Below are 17,946 nucleotides of genomic sequence, written 5' to 3'. Positions count from 1 at the left end.
ACGCGCGTCGCGATCCTGCTATGATCGGGTGCTATGACTTCGCGCGACTCCGCCTCGTCTGAAATCACGCCGGCCGTGCTGCTGCGCGCCTATGCCTGCGGCATCTTTCCGATGGCCGAGAGCGCCGACGATCCGACCCTGTTCTGGGTCGAGCCGGAAATGCGCGGCGTGATCCCGCTCGAGGGTTTTCGCGTCGCCTCGCGGCTTGCGCGCACCGTGCGCTCGGATGCGTTTCGCGTCACCGTCAACACCGCGTTCAAGGCGACCATTGCCGGCTGCGCCGCGCCGCAGGCCGGACGCGAGGACACCTGGATCAACAAGCGCATCCGCGACCTCTATGGCGGGCTCTACGAGCTCGGCCATTGCCACAGCGTCGAGGCCTGGCAGGGCGACGACCTCGTCGGCGGCCTTTATGGCGTGAGCCTCGGGCGCGCCTTCTTCGGCGAGAGCATGTTTCACACCGCGCGCGACGCCTCGAAGGTCGCGCTGGTGCATCTGGTCGCGCGGCTGATCCATGGCGGCTTCGAGCTGCTCGACACGCAATATGTCACCGAGCATCTCAAGAGCTTTGGCGCCGCCGAGATCTCGCGGCGGCGTTATACGGCGCTGCTCGACAAGGCGCTCGCCGGTGAGCCCGGCGATTTCCTGAGGCTGTCCGCGGGTGACGCGATCCCGGGCACACGCGCGCTCAAGATCATCGCCTCGCGGCAATAAATCAGGTTTACCGGCTACCGAACCCGGGGATACCGAACAGACCCGGCCGCTGCTCCGGCGGAGGCGGCGGTGGCGCCGGCTGCTGCTGGATCGGCGGCAGAGGCTGCGGCGGACGTTGCTGCACGGCCTGCTTGGGCGCGGCCTTCTTCTGCGCCGGAGGCGGTGGCGGCGGCGCGGCCGGCTTGGTCGCGGGATCGGGTGCGGCGGTCGCAATGGTCTGCTGCGGCTCTTTGCAGTCGGTGAGCCAGATGTCGTAGATCGGATGCTCGACGCCGTGCAGGCCGGGGCTTGCAGCATACATCCAGCCGGAGAAGATCCGCTTCACCTCGCCCTGCAAGGTGATCTCGTCGACCTCGACGAAGGCGTCAGTGTTGGTGGCTTCCGTTGCAGGCCGCGTATAGCAGGCGTCGGTCTTCACCCGCAGCGCGCCGAACTGCACGGTCTCGCCGATATCCTCGTCGAAATTGATGATGCGCCCGGTGATCTTGTCGAGGCCGGAGAAGGTCGCCTTCTTGTTCACGATCTTCTGAGCCGGCGGCTCGGTGACGACCTCGTCGCCCGGCTGGAGGCTCGCAGGCGCCTGCGGCACGGCGCCCTGCTGGGTTCCGCCCTTCTGCTGCGGCTGGCGAGCTCCTGGAGCAGCTGCGCCCGGCTGAGCAGGCGCGCCTGGTGGTGCGACAGCGACGGCCGGCGGCTGGTTCTGCGGCGCGATGGTGGTGCCCGGCGGCGGCGCCAGCGGCTGGGACTCGACCGGCCCGGGCATAACGTTACCCTGGCGGCTCGGCGGCGGCATCGGGCGCGACGGCAGCACCCGCCCCTGCGGCGGCAGCTCCGGCACCTCTTCGTCGTCGTCCGGGGTCGGCTGCGGTTGTGGCTGTCCGCCACGGGGGATCGTCCCCGGCGGCCGCAGCGGTGGCGGATCGGAGAAGATCGTGCCGATCTGCGCCTGCGCGGGCGTCGCCACCGTCAAAGCGGTAGCGGCCAAAAGCGCCGCAAGACCTGTCAGGGTAATGGTTCGAAACATAATCTCGCGCGGCTTCAACAGCGAATCGGGCTTATTCGACATTCTACAGGGGATACCGCCGCTCGCAGGCCATCCGGTTAACACGGCGAATACGGCGGGGAAAGGGCGGCATCCCTGCCCTGCCCGCCGCCGGCTGGCCATCCCGGCCCACCGATGGGATAGTCCGGAGGCTCCTCCCCGGGGCCGAAGCGGGCTTTGCCCCCGAGAACGACGCCTAACCATAACCAAAAACCCCGGAGGTCGCTCTTCCATGCCCGTCGTGCTCGATCCCGACGCCGCCGCCGTCTACAAGGCTTTTCAGGAGGCCGGCCGCCCCGCCTATGAGACGCTGACAGCGGCCGAAGCGCGCGCCTATTACGCTCAGGCCCGCTTTGCGACCAACCCCGAGCCGCCGGAACTTGCGCGCGTCGCGCCACTGTCGATCCCTGCGCCGCACGGGACGATCCCCGCGCGCATCTACGTGCCGAAAGAGCCGCGCCTCCAGAATGGCCTGGCACCTGCGCTGGTGTTCTTCCACGGTGGCGGCTGGGTGATCGGCGATCTCGACAGCCATGACGTCGTCTGCCGGCAGCTGGCCGATGCCGGCGCCCTAATCGTGATCGCGGTCGATTACCGCCTCGCGCCCGAGCACAAATTTCCCACCGCCATCGACGATGCGATCGTCGCAACGAAATGGATCGCCGCGCATGCGCGCGAGCTCGGCATCGACGCATCGCGCCTCTCGATCGGCGGCGACAGCGCCGGCGGCAATCTCGCCGCCGTCGTCGCCCTCGCCGCGCGTGACGGCACCGGCCCGAAGCTCGCAGGCCAGGTTCTGATCTATCCCGCCGTCGATTTCGCCATGACGCACGGCTCGCACAGCGAGCCCGAGACCAGCGTGCTGCTGACGCATACGGTGATCCGCTGGTTCCGCGACCACTATCTCAACGGCACCACCGACATTCACGACTGGCGCGCCTCGCCCGCGCGCGCGGAAAGCCTTGCCGGATTGCCACCGGCCTATGTGCTCACCGCCGGCGCCGATCCCCTGCGCGACGAGGGCGACGACTACGCTGCGCGCCTCAAGCAGGCCGGCGTGAGCGTGGCCTACAAACACTTCCCGGGACAATTCCACGGCTTCCTCACCATGGGCAAATTGCTGCAACAGGCCAATGTCGCCGTGAGCGCAATCGGCGCGTGGCTGAAAGAGCTTGGCTGAACTCCGTCATCCAAATGTCGTCTGCGCTCAAAACTACCTTCGCCCTTCCCCTCCGCGGCCTGACCTGGCTCGGCGGCCAGGGCACGCGTGCGGTGGCGGCCGTCGTGTTCATCGCGGCCGCCGTGCCGCCACTCGGTGCGCTGCTGCGTCCCTACGTCACCGAAGCGATCCTCGTTCTGCTCTGCATCTCCTTCATGCGGGTCGATCTCGCGGCACTGTACGGACATCTGCGCCGGCCGGCGCTGGTGGCGACTGCCACGGCCTGGACGACGATCGGCGTTCCGCTGATCGTCGGACTGATCGCGCACGCGACCGGGCTCAGCGACCGCGCGCCCGGCCTGTCGCTGGCGCTGATGCTCCAGAGCATGGCCTCGCCGATGATGGCCGCACCGTCGCTGGCGGCGCTGATGGGCCTCGATGCGACGCTGGTGCTGGTCACGCTGGTGGCCGCAACCGCGATCGTGCCCTTCACCGCCTCGCTGTTCGCGAGCCTCTTCCTCGGCGGCATGCTGAGCATCTCGCCACTCACGCTTGGACTGAAACTGCTCGGCATCCTGGCAGCGTCGCTGCTTGCGGCGAGCACCATCCGCTGGCTGTTCGGCGCCGAGGCGATCCAGCGTCACAAGCAGCCGATCGACGGCTTCAACATCATCATCCTGCTGATCTTCGCAGCCGCGATCATGGGCGATGTCGTAAGCGATCTGGTGGCGCAGCCGGTCTTCACGATCGGCCTCGCAGCTTTGTCCTTCGCGATCTATTTCACGCTGCTCGCCGTCACGACCTTGCTGTTCCGCCGCATCGGCTATGAGCGCGCGCTGGCGCTCGGGCTGATGGTGTCACAACGCAATCTCGGCCTGATGCTGGCCGCGACCGCCGGCGCGCTGCCGGCCACGACCTGGCTCTATTTCGCGATGACGCAGTTTCCGATCCATCTGTCGCCCTACCTGCTGACGCCGATCGCGCGGCGGCTGACGGCGCGGGCGGATACGACCGCAGCAGCGGCCGCAAAGAGCTCCACCTAACCCGCCCGCGCCGCGCGTCGCAGTGCCTGTGGCGGCTGGCCGAAGGCGCGGATGAAGGCGCGGCGCATGCGCTCGGGATCGCCGAAGCCGGTCGCCTCCGCCACGAGCTCGATCGCCTCGCGCGAGGACTGCACGCGTTCGCGCGCGACCTCGATCCGCAACCGCTCGATCGCCTTCGACGGCGTCGTGCCGGTCTCGGCGGCAAAGGCACGGGCGAAATGCCGCGCGCTCATGCCGGCGCGATCGGCGAGGTTTTCCACCGTCAGCGGCGCGTCGAGATTTTCCCGCGCCCAGGACAGCAGCGCACCGAAGCGGCCGTTCGGCGTCTTCAATTCCAGCAGCGACGAGAATTGCGACTGGCCGCCGCTGCGGCGATGGTAGAGCACGAGCTGGCGCGCGGTCGCCTGCGCGATCTCCTCGCCATGGTCCTCGGTGACCATCGCCAGCGCGAGGTCGATCCCGGCGCTGATGCCCGCCGACGTCCAGACATTGCCATCGCGGGTAAAAATCTGGTCGGGCTCGAACTTCACCTGCGGATAACGCGCGACGAAATCGCGCGTGCGGCCCCAGTGCGTGGTGGCGCGGCGGCCGTCGAGCAGGCCGGCCTCCGCCAGCACATAGGCGCCCGAGCAGACGCTGGCGACCCGCACGCCGCGCTTGGCCAGCCGCTGCACGAAGGCGAGCGTGGCCGGACAGCGCGCAGCCGCCGAGACGCCGGCGCCGCCCGCCACGACCAGCGTCGTAATCGCGTTCGCCGATTTGAAATCGCGCGCCATCATCTCGACGCCGGAGGACGAACGCACCGCGCCTGCGGTCACCGCCAGCACCCGCAGCGCCAACGGCTTGTCACTGGCGCGCGCGGCGATCTCGAACACCGAGATCGGGCCGGCCGCATCGAGCAGCTGAAAATCCGGGAAGATCAGGATGCCGATCATACTCATGTCCGAAAGTGAGGGAATTACGCCATTTTGGACAGGAGGGCATCATGCCATTTTGCTCCCGTCAAGCTCTTCATTGGAGGTTCTCATGTCGGCACCGCTCCAGATCGGTCTTTTGGTGTTCCCGCGCGTCACCCAGCTCGATTTTACCGGCCCGTTGCAGGTGTTTGCCAACGTCCCCGGCGCGAAGCTGCATCTGATCTGGAAACGGATCGAGCCGGTGCCGAGCGATTCCGTGCTGACGCTGACGCCGACCACGACATTCGCCGACTGCCCGCAGCTCGACGTGATCTGCGTGCCCGGGGGCGGCGGCACCGACGATCTGCTCAATGACGACGAGGTGCTCGACTTCCTGCGCCGGCAGGCCGAGGGCGCCAAATACGTGACATCGGTTTGCACGGGATCGCTGGCGCTCGGCGCCGCCGGCCTGTTGAAGGGCTATCGGGCCGCGACCCATTGGAGCGCGATGGAGATGCTCAGCCAGTTCGGGGCGACGCCGACCAAGACGCGCATCTGCGTCGACCGCAACCGCGTCACCGGTGGCGGCGTCACCGCGGGGATCGATTTCGCGCTGGCGCTGGTCTCGATCCTGCTCGACCGCACGACGGCGGAAGCGATCCAGCTTCAGCTCGAATACAATCCGGCGCCGCCGTTCAATTCCGGCTCGCCCGACACCGCATCCGCGGACGTGCTCGCCTTGCTCAGAGAGCGCGGCGCGTCACGACAGGCCCGCCGCCTCGAAGCAGTCGCGCGTGCGTCGGCGCGGATGATGTAACGCGCCCCACAACAGAAAAAGGCCGCCCGGTTTCCCGGGCGGCCTTTCCTGTCTCACGGCGGCGCACATTCTCATCGGGCGATTTCGGAGCTGCCAGACCGGGGGCCTATCTCCCGATCGAGTCCTGGTCGGCGGCCGCTGCATTTCGGGACAGTCGCGAACTGTTGCCCGAACCGAACGCGATGGTCTCCCATCTCCGTAAGATGGGTTCATTGAGCCGCATCGCTCGCGCAGGCGCAACGGCCCGACAGCCGGCATCCCCGCTGTTCCCGTTGTCCACAGCTGAGTTAAGCGGATGCGTGTGCATCCACCATGAAGGGGAAATGTGTCGGCCTAGCCAGGCGTCCAGGGCTGATAGTCGCCGGTCGCCTTGGGACGCTTGCTGCCGCTGGCGAGCGTCGAGCCGGCCGGACGGTAGGCCTTGGCCGTACCCGTCGGATTCGGCTGGTGCGGCTTCTCCCATTCGCGCGGCTGGTAGTTCTCCTCGGTCGGCGGCACGTCGACGACGTGATGCATCCAGCCATGCCAGCCCGTCGGGATGCGGCTTGCCTCGGCATAGCCGTTATAGATCACCCAGCGCCGCTCGAAGCCGAGCGTCGGGTCGATCTTGCCGCCCGCCGTGCGGTAGTAGCGGTTGCCCTGCTCGTCCTCACCGACCAGCTCCCCGAACCGGCGGGTCCAGAGTTGGGTGCCAAAGGTCTGGCCGTTCCACCAGGTGAAGAGCTTCAGGAAGAATTGTTTCATGCGGCAAGGGCCCTGCTTCGTGGGTCCTGATGCCATCCGGACGGCCAAATGTCCAGTTCGCCCGGTGCGGCCGTGCCCCACGCCAAGCGCGGTGCCTCGGCCTGGGCTCCGCCGCAAAGCGAGCACGGTCCGTTCATGCCCGGTACAGCGACCGCGTGGAATTCTACCCTTTCACGCGCACACCGGCGTGAACCCAGGAACAACGGCCCTTTTGATGGGTTTGCTCTCTGGAAAAGGAGTTTGATCATGAGAAGTCTGAAAGTTTTGAGCGCTGCCGCAGCGCTGGCACTGGTGCTTCCGATGGCGACCCCGAGCTTTGCCCAGGGCCATGGCGGTCACGGCGGTGGTGGCGGCGGCCATATCGGCGGCGGTGGCGGCCCTCATTTCGGCGGTGGCGGCGGTGCCCGCATGGGCGGCGGCGGCTTTGCCGCCGGCCCCCGGATCGGTGGTGGCGGCGGCAATTTCGCGGCTGCCCGCCCGATGGGCGGGCCCGCCTTCAACGGCGGTGGCCGCAACTTCGCGGCGGCCGGCGGCAACTGGAATGGCGGCGGCGGCAACTGGCACGGCGGCGGCTGGCATCGTCACGGCGGCTTCTGGCCCGGCGTCGCGGCCGGCGCGGCGATCGGCGCAATCGGCTCGTCCTACGCGTATTACGGCGACGGCCCGTATTACGGCGATGGCTATTACGACAACAGCTACTATGACGACGGTGCGACCGTCGCCGTGGTGCCCGACAATGGTGGTGACGCGTCTGCCTATTGCGCCCAGCGCTTCAGGTCGTACGACCCGGCGTCCGGTACCTATCTCGGCAACGACGGTATGCGGCATCCCTGCCCGTAACGCGGTCTGAAGACCAACATCCGTGAGCGGCGCCGACCAACGGCGCCGCTCATTTATGTTGGCCGCCTCTCGGCGAGTTTCCGGTTTCGGACACGGATTGAGCGACCATCACGGTGCGGTCGTGAAGCCAGAAGCCGGCGAACAGGACGACGAGAACGATCGCATAGACCGCGCATGAGCGGCGAGCCCATCGTCGATACGTCTTGCGATCTTCCGCGCTCAGGTCTTGCACGTCTTGTCGCGAACGTAGCCCATGAAGCGCGAGTCGGGTCATCGCAGAACCTCCGCAGATCAGGTTCTGCAGTAGTTCGACCTGCATGCACGCGTCATCATCCCGTCGGGTGACGTACGCCCTGCCCCCAAGACGCTTCAACCAAGCAGCAGCTTTCATGGATCGCGTGGATTTGCTTCAACCTGTCATTGAAATCCGACGAAATTCACCTGCCACGCGGAACCCGCAGAGGCGCTATGCATTGCGGCGTGCATACCTATGTAGGTCCAATCCAAAATTGACCCGGCGCACGATTCGCCTATATCACCAATCGCTGTGGGGACTTCGATGTACTAGGAAGGGTCATGCCGCGTATTCTCGTGGTCGATGACGATCCGATGGTCGGCGCGACCATCGAGGTCCTCCTCCTGCGCCAGGGCTTCGACGTCACGCTCACCGACGGCGGCGAAACGGGGTTGGCTGCGCTGGAAGCGCAGACGTTTGATGTCATGCTGGTTGATATCTTCATGCCGCATATGCGCGGCTTCGAGTCGATCCGCATCTTTCACGAGCGTGCGCCGGCGATCCCGCTGATTGCCATGTCGGGCTATGCCTTCGCCTCATCCGCCTCGCCCTCCCCGGACTTCCTCCGGATGGCGCTGGAGCTCGGCGCATCGCGCTGCCTGCGCAAGCCGTTCACGCCCGAGACGCTGTTGACGACTATCCGGGAATGCCTCGGCGACAGCGCGCCGCCGAAGGACCAGAAAGAGGCCCCTTGATTCCCTCGCAGCGCGTCATTCTCGGTGCTGGACTAGCCATCCTCCTGCTCATCACCGCCGCCTCGATCGGGCTCGACGTCAAGTCGCGGTCGGACGCGGCATGGGTCAACCACACCGTCGAGGTGCTGAAGAAGATCTCGGACATCAACCTGCTGGTTCGCCGCGCGGAAAGCGCGCTACGCGGCTATGAGATCTACCGCACGGCAGGCTTCATCGACGAATTCCAGGCTGCCCGCAGCCGGATCGCACCGGCGCTCGGCGACCTCAAGCTTGCCATCCGCGACAATCCCGATCAGGTGACGCTGATGGAGGCTACGGAGCCTCTCATCCTTCGGCGCATCGAGGTCGCAGCAGAATCGCTTCGGCTGCGCGTCAATGGCGACAACGAGGGCTCCAACGCGCTGAGAGACCGCGGCGAGGGACGCGGCCTGATGGAGACGGTCACGGGAAATCTGGATCGGCTGGCCGCGGGCGAAGAGAAGCTGCGCGCCACCCGCGAAGCGGCCTCGCGCCGGACCGGCATCGTGCTGCTCGGCATCGACGTCATCGGCGCGCTGGTGATCCTGCTGCTGGCCGCCATGCTCCTAAGCGAGAGCCAGCGCACCACCGTGCAGCTTAAGAGCACACTGCTGGAAACCACAGCGGAGAAGCAACAACTCGAAGCGGCCGTTGCCGAACGTACCGAGCACCTCGTCACCGCCCATGACGAGCTGCGCCTGTCGGTCAACGTGCTGCAGAGCACGTTCCACAGCATGGCGGAGGCGGTGCTGGTGATCGACGCCGACGGCAATGTCCTTTTGTCCAATCCGGCCGCGGAGCGCATGCTGCTGCATCGCGCCGGCATGAACCTGCGCAATCTGCGGGCGATATCCGACGTCTTTCACGGCGACGGCGTCACGCCGCTCAAGCCAACCGAGCTGCCTTCCGCGCGCGTGCTGCGCGGCGAGCAGTTCGAAAATCTGGAGATGATCGTCCGCCCGCACAGCGACAATTCCGCGCGCCATCTCATGGTCAGCGGCCGGCCGATGCTGGATGCGGAAGGCACGATCTCCGGTGCCGTCCTAGTCTATCACGACGCCACGACGTCGCGCGAAACCGAGCGGCAGCTGCACCAGTCGCAGAAGCTCGATGCCATCGGCAAGCTGACCGGTGGTGTCGCGCACGACTTCAACAACATGCTGACCGTGATCTCGGGCAATACCGAAACGCTGGTGGCGGGCCTGAAAGGTCAGCCGGAGCTGCAGCGCACGGCGCGCCTGATCGACGACGCCGCCGAGCGCTGCGCCGAGCTGATCCAGCACCTTCTCTCGTTCGCGCGCAAGCAGCCGCTGCAGCCGCGCGACGTCGAGATCAACGCCGCCATCACCGACATCGCAAAGCTCCTGCGCCCCACCCTGGGCGAGCAGATCCAGATCGAAACCGTGCTCCAGCAGGGACCGATGACCTCGCACATCGATCCGTCGCGGCTCACCAATGCGGTGCTCAACATGGCGATCAACGCCCGCGACGCCATGCCGAACGGCGGCAAGCTCCTGCTCGAGACCCACCGCGTCGTGCTGGACGAGGCTTACGCGCAGGCCAATGCCGACGTGCGGCCCGGTCCCTACGTCATGCTCGCCGTCAGCGACACCGGCACCGGCATGCCGCAGAGCGTGCAGGACAAGGCGTTCGAGCCGTTCTTCACCACCAAGGAGGTCGGCAAGGGCTCCGGTCTCGGCCTCTCGATGGTCTACGGCTTCGTCAAGCAATCCGGCGGCCACATCAAGATCTACAGCGAGCAAGGCCACGGCACCACGATCAAGCTCTATCTGCCGCCGGGCGAAGGCACGACGGAAGCCGCGACCTCGATCGCACAACAAGCCGAAGGCGGCGCCGAGACCATCTTTGTCGTCGAAGACGACACGATGGTGCGCAATTTCGTCACCGCCCAGCTCCAGAGCCTCGGCTACAATACGGTCGCCGCCGCGGACAGCCGTGCCGCGCTGCAATTGATCGAGGCCGGCCAGGCCTTCGACCTGCTTTTCACCGACGTCGTCATCCCCGGCGGCATGAGCGGCCGCGAGCTCGCCGAGGAGATCGCCAGGCGCCGGCCGGGAGTCAAAGTGCTCTACACCTCCGGCTACACCGACAACGCCATCGTCCACCACGGCAAGCTCGACGACGGCGTGATGCTGCTGACAAAACCGTATCGGAGAAACCAGCTCGCGGAGATGATCCGGAAGGCGCTGAACGGCGGGGGGATGGGGGCGTCCTAAACAGGGGGGTGCCCGCGCGGACTCAATCCGGCACGAGAACCCGGCCATGATCGACGAGGATCCTGTCGCCCTCGGACGGGGCAGCCGATATTGACGGCACGTTGACGGACTGAAGCATGGGAGCTTTCCCAGGCTCGCCTCCGCGTGGCGTTGTCCGAACGACCTGGCTCGGAGGCAATGGCGTCTTTCGGGTCAAGTGGGCCCACATCAGGTCGAGGGCCCGCAGATGATAGAGGACGAGCGGAACCATTCTCGTGTCGAAGCCTGGCAGGTCGGTACCGAAATGCTCCGCGTTCGTGACCTCGATATAGCGCAGGTTCGCACTTTCCCCGTCAACGATATTGTTCAAGCCCAGATACGGGCGCGACGAGAAGCTGACGGGAACACGGTCGTCATTGCGGCCATGCACGATAATCGTCGGCAAGCCGTGCAATTGACCTGATGCCAAAAATTCATCGATACCGGTCTTCACGCGCTGCGATCCGGGGGAGTTTCCGGTCACGAGTTCACGAATACAGACGGCTCCATCCAGATTGAAATCCTGCCGCCCCGTGCTCGGCGATACCGAGAGCCAGCTGCGCCGTGCCCCCGTCGGATCGTTGTCGTTGACCACATCGATGGTTCCGGCCGGAGCACCTCCCGGCGCAACGGAGAAGATCGCAGAAGCCAGATCGGGAGGGACCGCAACCGGCCTTCCATCCGCATCCGTTGCAGCGTAGCTGTAGCCGCAAACACGGTCGCGGACGTCGAAGCGGCCGTGATCATTGACGTACTTGGTTGCGGTTGCGTCCGGTGCGACGAAATATCCGAATGCGTGACCGACGTCGGTCTCTTCGTCCCAACCGTAAGCATGCATGCGATCGAGTGCCTCGCGCGCTTGGGCGTCCAGGGTCGCAGACGTCAACAAGCCCTTGTCGTGAAGGGACTGGCATCGGTTCGCCGCGAATGGCACACGGTCCCGCAATGGAATATCAGTCACCGCGAGCACCGCGCATGGCTGATAGAGGTTCCCGAAGCTGAAATAATCGAGCAAGCTACGGCCTGTGCCTCGCCGCTCAAGAGTCCCTCGCTTCACGACCACCCTGTCGTCGGGCTTGAGCTGGACTTGCGGCTCGCGCGCGACGACACCGTCCAACAGGTGCGCTGCGTCCTTTTCTGCGCCGTAGAGGACGGCCCCGCCGCCGTTCGAGCTTCCCGTTGCAATAACGATCGTATTTTCACGGGTGAAGCCCGGGTCCCGCTTCACCAACTCGACAAATGCGAATTGCACCGACCGGAGCAGATCGGTGCCCCAATCCTTCTCGGGGTTCTGCTTCGAATGTGCAGCCTTGAATGCAACGCGATGAGGCCATGCAGCGAGGAACGAGGTGCGCGCCGCTTCGTCAAGATCGGCGCGGAAGTGCGCTTTCGATCCCGCCGCTTGTGCCGGCACTTGTGGGCCGTCGATCAGAATGACCGTATCGTTCTCGAGAAGATGGAAGCCGTTGCCATGTCCCTTATCGTTGTAGACGACGGCGCAACGATGACGCAGCCCCCAATAGCCGAAATCGACGATGTCGCGAAACAAGCTCGCTGAGCCTGCGACCGGAATTGCGATGAGGCATCGCCTCTCCGTCGAGAGGTCTGACGGAATCTGCAAGAGCATCGCGACGTTCTGCCTGCCGCCGCCATCGTCCGCATAGGCAAGGACTTCGTCGCCGGCAATCCTGCCCTCATCGTCGAATGATTGACCCGTCTCCTGATCGACATGGGGGCCGAACAGCCGGCCATAACCCTGCCCTTTGCTCGCGCGGTAGAATACCGAAGCGCGGCGCAGTTCTTGTGCTGTTGGATGCAAGGGATCAGCGAAACGCGGAGCAGCCCCGGTCATTGCCTCGGCACCCATTCCCGCGGTGACAAGATCGTCTGACGTGCCGTCATAATGTGTTACTTTTTCTTCGTGCAGCCAAACCGGAAGCTCACCTGCGCGAGCCACTCCGATCGACATCAGGACGATAGAAACGGCGCAGAAGATTTTCATCTTGGCCTACTCGTTCGAACCGGAGCGGAGGTCATCGGGAAGGTCCATGTTCAGCAGCGCCGAACTGAGCGACTTTCCATGCGCATCGATGGCCAGGGATCGCGTCACGCCGCCGCCAAGCGCCTCGGTCATGACGAAGTTCAGGGCCCCGATGCCGGGCAATTCGTATCGCGTCACCTCGCCATTGACGATGCCATCGAACAATTGCTTGACCCGATCGATTGTCGCGTACGTGCAGAGCACGTCGTAATCGTTCGGGTCGTACGCGATCAGGGAGACGTTTGACGTATTGCCCTTGTCCCCTGTGCGCGAGTGCGCGATGTCCCGTAGTTTCATGGAGTCATTCTCCCCTGTGGCAGGCGTGCCGTGTTCCCAGGCATCTTCTGCATGGGCTCACGCTTCGAAGTATTGGACGGCCGTCCTCACGTCAGCTTCTGGAATCAAAGTGGACGCCACTGCAACGACCTCGCGGGCCGACTTCCAGGCTCCGCCCCCTCCGGCCGGACCATTGGTGTAGAGGGTCTCCACCTCCTCACCGATGCGTCGGGCTTGGGCCAGCGTTTCGGTGCGTCCAATCACACGAACCCGCACTTCATAGGGCTGACATCCCAGCGATAGATTTTCGCCGTGGAGCGCGTTCGATCCGATGAGATCGCTCCTTAGCTCGCTCGTCTCCACGCCTGAGAGCGCAAGCCGTTCTCGAACGATCTCGATCGCCAGCCGTCCACGCTCAAGGGCGCCCGGCCCGGCATAGGAAATCTGGCCTTCGCCAACATAGCTGTCGATGTAGCCGACCGAGACTTTCAGTTCGCCGGTCTTTGGCGTGCCGCTCGCACCGATGACGTGGACGCGATCCTCGCCAATTTCTTCCACCTGGACGCGGGAGAAGTCAGCGACCACATCCGGTTGGAAATAGCGGGCGGGATCGTGGATCTCATAGAGCAATTGCTCCTTGACCGTCGCGGCCGTGACCCGTCCCCCGGAACCCGCCACCTTGGTGACGATCAAATCCCCGTCTTCCCGAACTTCGCCGATCGGAAAGCCGAGACGGGCCAGGTCTTTGACGTCCTTGTATCCGGGATCGGCAAAATATCCGCCGGTGACCTGACCCGCGCACTCCAGAAGATGGCCGACCAGAATGCCTCTTCCCAGCAACGGCCAATCGTCCATCGCCCAGTCGAACTCGTGGATCAACGGACCGAGGAAAAGCGAGGGATCGGCGGCGCGCCCGGTGATGACGACATCAGCCCCATCGCGCAGGGCTTGAGCGATCGAAGCGCCGCCGAGATAGGCGTTGGCGGAAGCTATTCGATTGCCGAGACCGTCGACGGTAAAGCCGTTATCGAGGTGGCGATCGGAGTTTTTCAAATCGCCGAGGACATCATCGCCGGTGACGGCGGCGATTTTGAGCCCACGAAGTCCCAACTGCTGCGCAATCGCCGTCGTAGCCCGCGCGGCGGATATCGGATTGGCGGCCCCCATGTTCGTAACGATGCGGACACCGTTCGCGCGACAGGCCGGCAGCACAGCCTTCATCCGCGCTTCCAGCAACGGATCGAACCCGGCGTTCGGATCCTTCAGCCTGGCGGCCTGCGCGAGCGCGATCGTGCGCTCGGCAAGACATTCGAACACCAAATAGTCGAGCTTGCCTTTCTCCGCGAGCTCGACGGCCGGTTCGATCCGGTCACCCGAATATCCGGCGCCTGCCCCTAGTCTGATCGTGCGCATTCGTCACCTCGCTACAGCGGGAAAATGCCGAGACAAACGCAAGCTATAGTCATCACCACCGAGGCCGCAAAGAGGAACGGTATCGTGAACCTCTGATGATCGGCCAGATCGATGCCGGTCAAGCCGACGACGAGAAACGTCGCAGGCGTCAATGGGCTCACGGGAAAACCGGTGGTCATCTGTCCCAGCAAGGCGGCTTGCGCGAGCTGAACTTTGGGAACGCCAAGCTGTCCCCCAACTTCGGCCAGGACCGGAAGAACGCCGAAATAGAACGAGTCCGGATCGAACAAGAGGCTGAGCGGCATTGCAACGATACCAAGCGCGATCGGCATGAATTTCGCCGCGCCCGGAGGCACGAATCCGACGGCATCCTGCGCCATCGCCTTCAACATCCCCGACCCCTGCATGATGCCGGTGAACACGCCCGCCGCGAGCAGGATCGAGGCCATCAATAGTGCGGCCCTCGCGTGCGCGTCCACGCGCTGCCGTTGATCGTCGACATTGGGATAGTTGATGAGCAGCGCCAGACAAGTGCCGATCATGAACACGATGGCAGGCGTCAGCCTGTCGCCCAGAGCGACCATCGTCGCGAGCACGATCACAGTCAGAACGATGTTGATCCAGAAGTTCCGCGGCCGTCGCAGCTTGAGCTCGGCTTCGCTCAGGGTTCGCTGAGCCTCCACATCGACCGATGCCCCGGCTTCCAGGCCGAGCCGTTTCTCCTCCCTGCGACCCAGCCAATAGGAGACGGCAAAGATGAAGACGATACCGGCCAACTGAACCGGCACCAGCGGGTTGAATATCTCCGGAATCGGCAGCTTGAGCGAAGCGGCGGCCCGTATCATGGGGCCGGTCCAAGGCAGGAAATTCACTCCGGCAGCCAGGGACGCCGCGCAGGCGAGAATGCGCCGATCGATGCCGAGGCGATCGTACAAGGGAAGCATCGCCGGAATCGTGATGAGAAAGGTGACAGCGCCCGATCCGTCGAGGTGGATGAGCAGAGCCAATAGGGTTGTGCCCATGACGATCCGCGTAGGCCGTGTACCGACGGTGCGCAGGATTCGGTCGATGATCGGGTCCAGCATGCCCGCATCCGTCACCACGCCGAAGAAGAGGATCGCGAACACGAACATGCCGACGACGGGCGCGAGGCTCTGGAGGCCGCTGACGATGAACTTGCTCGTATCCCAGCCGAAACCGCCGATCAGACAGGCGATCAGCGGTATGAGAATGAGGGCGATCAGCGGCGACATCCGCTTCGTCATGATGACCAGAAGCAGCACCGCAATGGTGGCAACGCCAAGCAACGCCAGATTGTGCATTTCCCCGCCTGATTGTTCTTTTCGGGGATCTCTCCCGAACACTTGCCGCAAATTGAACGCGGCGCGTGCCATTAGGCAATTGAAATGATTCAATGGCAGCGATAGAGAAACTCTATGGATATAAACGTGAGGCAACTCCGGTCCTTCGTCGTGGTCGCGAAGTTGGGCAGCTTCACCCAGGCGGCGTCGGCGCTGCATGTGTCGCAGCCGACCCTTTCGGTCCAGATCCGGCGGCTGGAGGAATCGCTCGGGCTTCGGCTGTTCGATCGCAACCCGCGTTCGGTCGCGTTGACCCGCATGGGACGTGAGCTGCTGCCCGCGCTCGAACGGACCTTGCAGGATCTCGAATCCCTTCTCAGCGATGCCCGGGATGTCGCGAGCGAGCGACGAGGCGTCGTCCGCATGGCGGCCCTGCCGTCCTTCGCTGCCGGAATACTCCCCGACGTGATCGGCGGATTCCGGGGGCAGAACCCCGGTGCTTCCTTCGCATTGAAGGACGTCATTGCCAGTCGCGTGCTGGCGCTTATTCGCTCGGAAGAGGTGGATCTCGGTCTGACGGGCGGAGACGTGTCGTTCCCCGATATCGAGACCCTCTTCACCGCGCGCGACGAGATGAGCGTGGTCTACCCCGAATCTCATCCGATCGGAGCTCAGCGTCGCATCACCGCGCGCGTGCTGGCCAAGTATCCGCTGGTCATGATGGACCAGGGCACCAGCGTGAGGGCAGTCACCGATCTCGCCTTCAACCGCGCAGGGCTGCTGCCGGCGCCGGCGTCGGAAGCCACCTATATGATGACGGCGATCGGCATGGTGCGCGCCGGCATCGGCCTCACCATCCTGCCGACGTCAGCGCGCGAAATCTTTGCCGAACCTTCGCTGCGAAGCCGCAGGATCAGCGACAACAACTTCGCGCGGCCCGTCGCGCTGATCAAGAAGGCGCATCGAACACTTCCGCCACTCAGTCGATTGTTCGCGGAGTTCCTGCAAGCCAACAGGCGCGGCCTTTTCGCGGCAAGCCGACCTTGACGCCATGGCGGGAATTCGATGCGGGCCGAGCGCTCGATCGGCGCCCTACCGCGTCGCCAGCAGCACCGCGGCAAGCGTGAAGACCAGCCCGGCGATCTGCCCTGCCCCGAGCGGCTCTCCCAGCGCGAGCGCCGACGCCACCACGCCGATCACCGGCACGGCCATGGTCCCGATCGCGGCGACCGAGGCCGGCAGGCGCGCTAGTGCCGCGAACCAGCTGACATAGGCAATGCAGAACTGCACCACGGTCGAATAGATCAGCAGCCACCAGCCGATTGGCGTCACCTTGTCCAGGTGCGAGGTCTCGATCAGCAGGCCAACGATCGAGACCGGCAGGCAGCCGATCCCGATCTGCCAGGCGGCAGCCGTGATCGGCGGCAGATGGATCGGGTATTTTTTGGAGAACACCGTGCCGACGGCAAAGCCGATCGCGCCGCACAGCGCCATGATGATGCCCGGCAGCTTCTCGGCGCTGGCGGCGATCCCGTTGCCACCCATGATCGAGGCGAGGCCGGCAAAGGCCATCACCAGCCCGAGCGTGCGCAGCACCGTCGGCCGCTCCCCCAGCACGGGCCAGGCGATCAGCGAGGCCCAGACCGGCATGGTGTAGGCGATCAGCGCCGCCTCGCTCGCCGGCAGCCAGAGCAGCGCCAGCCCCATCAGCACCATCCAGCCGGTGACGTTGAGGACCGCGGCGGTCGCCAGCCGCGGCCAGATCTGGGCTGCGACCTTCAGGCTGTCGCCGCGGACCAGGGCGAGCGCGGCCAGCAGCACGGCGCCGAGCACGCCGGTCACCCCGCGCAGGGTCAAAGGCGGCAGCTCACCGAGCAGGAACTTTGTCACCGGCCAATTGAAGCCCCAGCCGATCGAGGTGATCGCGAGGAACATCAGGCCGGCCGGGGCGATGCGTGGCCGCAGCACCGGTCGAGTCGAATCAAGCATGTGGGCAGTCCGGCAAAATCGAGGTCAGTTTGGCGCGGATTCGCCCCCGCGACCACCACCTCGGCGGGTATGCCTGCCCTCTCCTTCCGTACCACTACGTGAGTCCCGTTGGCGCAACCCCGGACCTCAAAAATATACCAGCCCTGTGAACAGCGGGATGAAGGGTCCGTATGGTCACGGGATGCAAATTTTTTTGGTTGGGAATCCCTGAGGACTCACTGATACTTGGCTCAACAACAGGTGAGGGCTTGCCCCCTGTTATCCCCCGCAATCCACCATATTTAGTATTTGATTCAGGAACTCGCACTAGTTCTTGACGGGCGCAACGGAGAGTCCTAGCTTTCGGTCCGTTCGGCGCGAGTGAGTTTGCGTCCCGCCGGCACTCCCCCAAAGGGTCCGCAAAACTGC

At 64.9% G+C, this 17,946-nt stretch carries 17 protein-coding genes; 8 read left to right on the top strand and 9 right to left on the bottom strand.

What is annotated here, in order from left to right; genetic code table 11:
- The first annotated feature begins 33 nt into the window (after positions 1-33).
- Entirely contained in the window at positions 34-714 is a 681-nt protein-coding gene (gene aat, locus FXB40_RS01370; protein ID WP_148770412.1) for a leucyl/phenylalanyl-tRNA--protein transferase, read from the top strand.
- A gap of 7 nt (positions 715-721) precedes the next feature.
- Here aat and FXB40_RS01365 read toward each other — a convergent pair whose 3' ends face one another.
- The gene (locus FXB40_RS01365) at positions 722-1,780 is read right to left on the bottom strand and encodes a DUF2155 domain-containing protein (protein ID WP_187436591.1); all 1,059 of its coding nucleotides are present in this window, start codon (positions 1,778-1,780) and stop codon (positions 722-724) included.
- Positions 1,781-1,988: 208 nt separating this feature from the next.
- Here FXB40_RS01365 and FXB40_RS01360 point away from each other — a divergent pair, with 208 nt between their 5' ends.
- Positions 1,989-2,936 (top strand): alpha/beta hydrolase, encoded by a 948-nt coding sequence (locus tag FXB40_RS01360; protein ID WP_148770408.1) that lies wholly within the window; start codon positions 1,989-1,991, stop codon positions 2,934-2,936.
- A 14-nt stretch (positions 2,937-2,950) separates the two neighbouring features.
- A complete protein-coding gene (locus tag FXB40_RS01355; protein ID WP_148770406.1) occupies positions 2,951-3,958 on the top strand; it encodes a Na+-dependent transporter in 1,008 nt (335 codons plus the stop codon).
- On the opposite strand, the gene FXB40_RS01350 is transcribed toward FXB40_RS01355, so the two are convergent.
- On the bottom strand, positions 3,955-4,893 hold the full coding sequence (locus FXB40_RS01350; protein WP_148770404.1) for a GlxA family transcriptional regulator: 939 nt from the start codon (positions 4,891-4,893) through the stop codon (positions 3,955-3,957). The genes FXB40_RS01355 and FXB40_RS01350 overlap by 4 nt on opposite strands.
- A 91-nt stretch (positions 4,894-4,984) precedes the next feature.
- Between FXB40_RS01350 and FXB40_RS01345 the strand changes: the two genes are divergently transcribed.
- Positions 4,985-5,671, top strand: coding sequence for a DJ-1/PfpI family protein (locus FXB40_RS01345; protein WP_148770402.1), 687 nt, complete (start codon positions 4,985-4,987; stop codon positions 5,669-5,671).
- A gap of 333 nt (positions 5,672-6,004) precedes the next feature.
- Here FXB40_RS01345 and FXB40_RS01340 read toward each other — a convergent pair whose 3' ends face one another.
- Positions 6,005-6,415 carry an NADH:ubiquinone oxidoreductase subunit NDUFA12 gene (locus FXB40_RS01340; protein WP_148770399.1) on the bottom strand — a complete coding sequence of 137 codons (411 nt, stop codon included), beginning with the start codon at positions 6,413-6,415 and terminating at the stop codon, positions 6,005-6,007.
- Between the two features lie 246 nt (positions 6,416-6,661).
- On the opposite strand from FXB40_RS01340, the gene FXB40_RS01335 reads away from it, so the two are divergent.
- Positions 6,662-7,255 (top strand): BA14K family protein, encoded by a 594-nt coding sequence (locus tag FXB40_RS01335; RefSeq protein WP_148770397.1) that lies wholly within the window; start codon positions 6,662-6,664, stop codon positions 7,253-7,255.
- Positions 7,256-7,304: 49 nt separating this feature from the next.
- Here FXB40_RS01335 and FXB40_RS01330 read toward each other — a convergent pair whose 3' ends face one another.
- Positions 7,305-7,574, bottom strand: coding sequence for a hypothetical protein (locus FXB40_RS01330; protein WP_148770395.1), 270 nt, complete (start codon positions 7,572-7,574; stop codon positions 7,305-7,307).
- Positions 7,575-7,831: 257 nt separating this feature from the next.
- Between FXB40_RS01330 and FXB40_RS01325 the strand changes: the two genes are divergently transcribed.
- Positions 7,832-8,245 (top strand): response regulator, encoded by a 414-nt coding sequence (locus FXB40_RS01325; protein ID WP_148770393.1) that lies wholly within the window; start codon positions 7,832-7,834, stop codon positions 8,243-8,245.
- Positions 8,242-10,500, top strand: coding sequence for a CHASE3 domain-containing protein (locus FXB40_RS01320; RefSeq protein WP_187436590.1), 2,259 nt, complete (start codon positions 8,242-8,244; stop codon positions 10,498-10,500). The genes FXB40_RS01325 and FXB40_RS01320 overlap by 4 nt, the downstream gene beginning before the upstream one ends.
- Positions 10,501-10,522: 22 nt before the next feature.
- Here the strand turns inward: FXB40_RS01320 and FXB40_RS01315 are convergent, their stop codons facing one another.
- The 4 genes from FXB40_RS01315 to FXB40_RS01300 are packed head-to-tail and all read right to left on the bottom strand — an operon-like array spanning position 10,523 to position 15,570.
- Complete coding sequence (locus FXB40_RS01315) at positions 10,523-12,520, bottom strand: 3-hydroxybutyrate oligomer hydrolase family protein (protein WP_148770391.1); 1,998 nt, start codon at positions 12,518-12,520, stop codon at positions 10,523-10,525.
- A 6-nt stretch (positions 12,521-12,526) separates the two neighbouring features.
- Positions 12,527-12,856: an AtuA-related protein gene (locus tag FXB40_RS01310; RefSeq protein ID WP_148770389.1), complete on the bottom strand. Its 330-nt coding sequence runs from the start codon at positions 12,854-12,856 to the stop codon at positions 12,527-12,529.
- Between the two features lie 57 nt (positions 12,857-12,913).
- Positions 12,914-14,248, bottom strand: a complete 1,335-nt coding sequence (locus FXB40_RS01305) for an acyclic terpene utilization AtuA family protein (protein WP_148770387.1) — start codon at positions 14,246-14,248, stop codon at positions 12,914-12,916.
- Between the two features lie 11 nt (positions 14,249-14,259).
- Positions 14,260-15,570 carry a CitMHS family transporter gene (locus FXB40_RS01300; RefSeq protein ID WP_148770385.1) on the bottom strand — a complete coding sequence of 437 codons (1,311 nt, stop codon included), beginning with the start codon at positions 15,568-15,570 and terminating at the stop codon, positions 14,260-14,262.
- Positions 15,571-15,684: 114 nt separating this feature from the next.
- On the opposite strand from FXB40_RS01300, the gene FXB40_RS01295 reads away from it, so the two are divergent.
- Positions 15,685-16,596, top strand: coding sequence for a LysR family transcriptional regulator (locus tag FXB40_RS01295; RefSeq protein ID WP_148770383.1), 912 nt, complete (start codon positions 15,685-15,687; stop codon positions 16,594-16,596).
- A gap of 45 nt (positions 16,597-16,641) precedes the next feature.
- Here the strand turns inward: FXB40_RS01295 and FXB40_RS01290 are convergent, their stop codons facing one another.
- Positions 16,642-17,538, bottom strand: a complete 897-nt coding sequence (locus FXB40_RS01290) for a DMT family transporter (protein ID WP_148770381.1) — start codon at positions 17,536-17,538, stop codon at positions 16,642-16,644.
- Positions 17,539-17,946: the final 408 nt, after the last annotated feature.

The sequence above is a fragment of the Bradyrhizobium rifense genome (assembly GCF_008123425.1).
Classification (GTDB): Bacteria; Pseudomonadota; Alphaproteobacteria; order Rhizobiales; family Xanthobacteraceae; genus Bradyrhizobium; species Bradyrhizobium rifense.
The sequence above is the reverse complement of the archived record's forward strand: the minus strand, read 5'-3'. Positions and strand labels throughout refer to the sequence as shown.

Bases quoted from the DNA above. Each gene is read 5' to 3' on its own strand.
- aat (WP_148770412.1), top strand. From the start codon at position 34: ATGACTTCGCGCGACTCCGCCTCGTCTGAAATCACGCCGGCCGTGCTG.
- FXB40_RS01365 (WP_187436591.1), bottom strand. From the start codon at position 1,780: ATGTCGAATAAGCCCGATTCGCTGTTGAAGCCGCGCGAGATTATGTTT.
- FXB40_RS01360 (WP_148770408.1), top strand. From the start codon at position 1,989: ATGCCCGTCGTGCTCGATCCCGACGCCGCCGCCGTCTACAAGGCTTTT.
- FXB40_RS01355 (WP_148770406.1), top strand. From the start codon at position 2,951: ATGTCGTCTGCGCTCAAAACTACCTTCGCCCTTCCCCTCCGCGGCCTG.
- FXB40_RS01350 (WP_148770404.1), bottom strand. From the start codon at position 4,893: ATGATCGGCATCCTGATCTTCCCGGATTTTCAGCTGCTCGATGCGGCC.
- FXB40_RS01345 (WP_148770402.1), top strand. From the start codon at position 4,985: ATGTCGGCACCGCTCCAGATCGGTCTTTTGGTGTTCCCGCGCGTCACC.
- FXB40_RS01340 (WP_148770399.1), bottom strand. From the start codon at position 6,415: ATGAAACAATTCTTCCTGAAGCTCTTCACCTGGTGGAACGGCCAGACC.
- FXB40_RS01335 (WP_148770397.1), top strand. From the start codon at position 6,662: ATGAGAAGTCTGAAAGTTTTGAGCGCTGCCGCAGCGCTGGCACTGGTG.
- FXB40_RS01330 (WP_148770395.1), bottom strand. From the start codon at position 7,574: ATGCAGGTCGAACTACTGCAGAACCTGATCTGCGGAGGTTCTGCGATG.
- FXB40_RS01325 (WP_148770393.1), top strand. From the start codon at position 7,832: ATGCCGCGTATTCTCGTGGTCGATGACGATCCGATGGTCGGCGCGACC.
- FXB40_RS01315 (WP_148770391.1), bottom strand. From the start codon at position 12,520: ATGAAAATCTTCTGCGCCGTTTCTATCGTCCTGATGTCGATCGGAGTG.
- FXB40_RS01310 (WP_148770389.1), bottom strand. From the start codon at position 12,856: ATGAAACTACGGGACATCGCGCACTCGCGCACAGGGGACAAGGGCAAT.
- FXB40_RS01305 (WP_148770387.1), bottom strand. From the start codon at position 14,248: ATGCGCACGATCAGACTAGGGGCAGGCGCCGGATATTCGGGTGACCGG.
- FXB40_RS01300 (WP_148770385.1), bottom strand. From the start codon at position 15,570: ATGCACAATCTGGCGTTGCTTGGCGTTGCCACCATTGCGGTGCTGCTT.
- FXB40_RS01295 (WP_148770383.1), top strand. From the start codon at position 15,685: ATGGATATAAACGTGAGGCAACTCCGGTCCTTCGTCGTGGTCGCGAAG.
- FXB40_RS01290 (WP_148770381.1), bottom strand. From the start codon at position 17,538: ATGCTTGATTCGACTCGACCGGTGCTGCGGCCACGCATCGCCCCGGCC.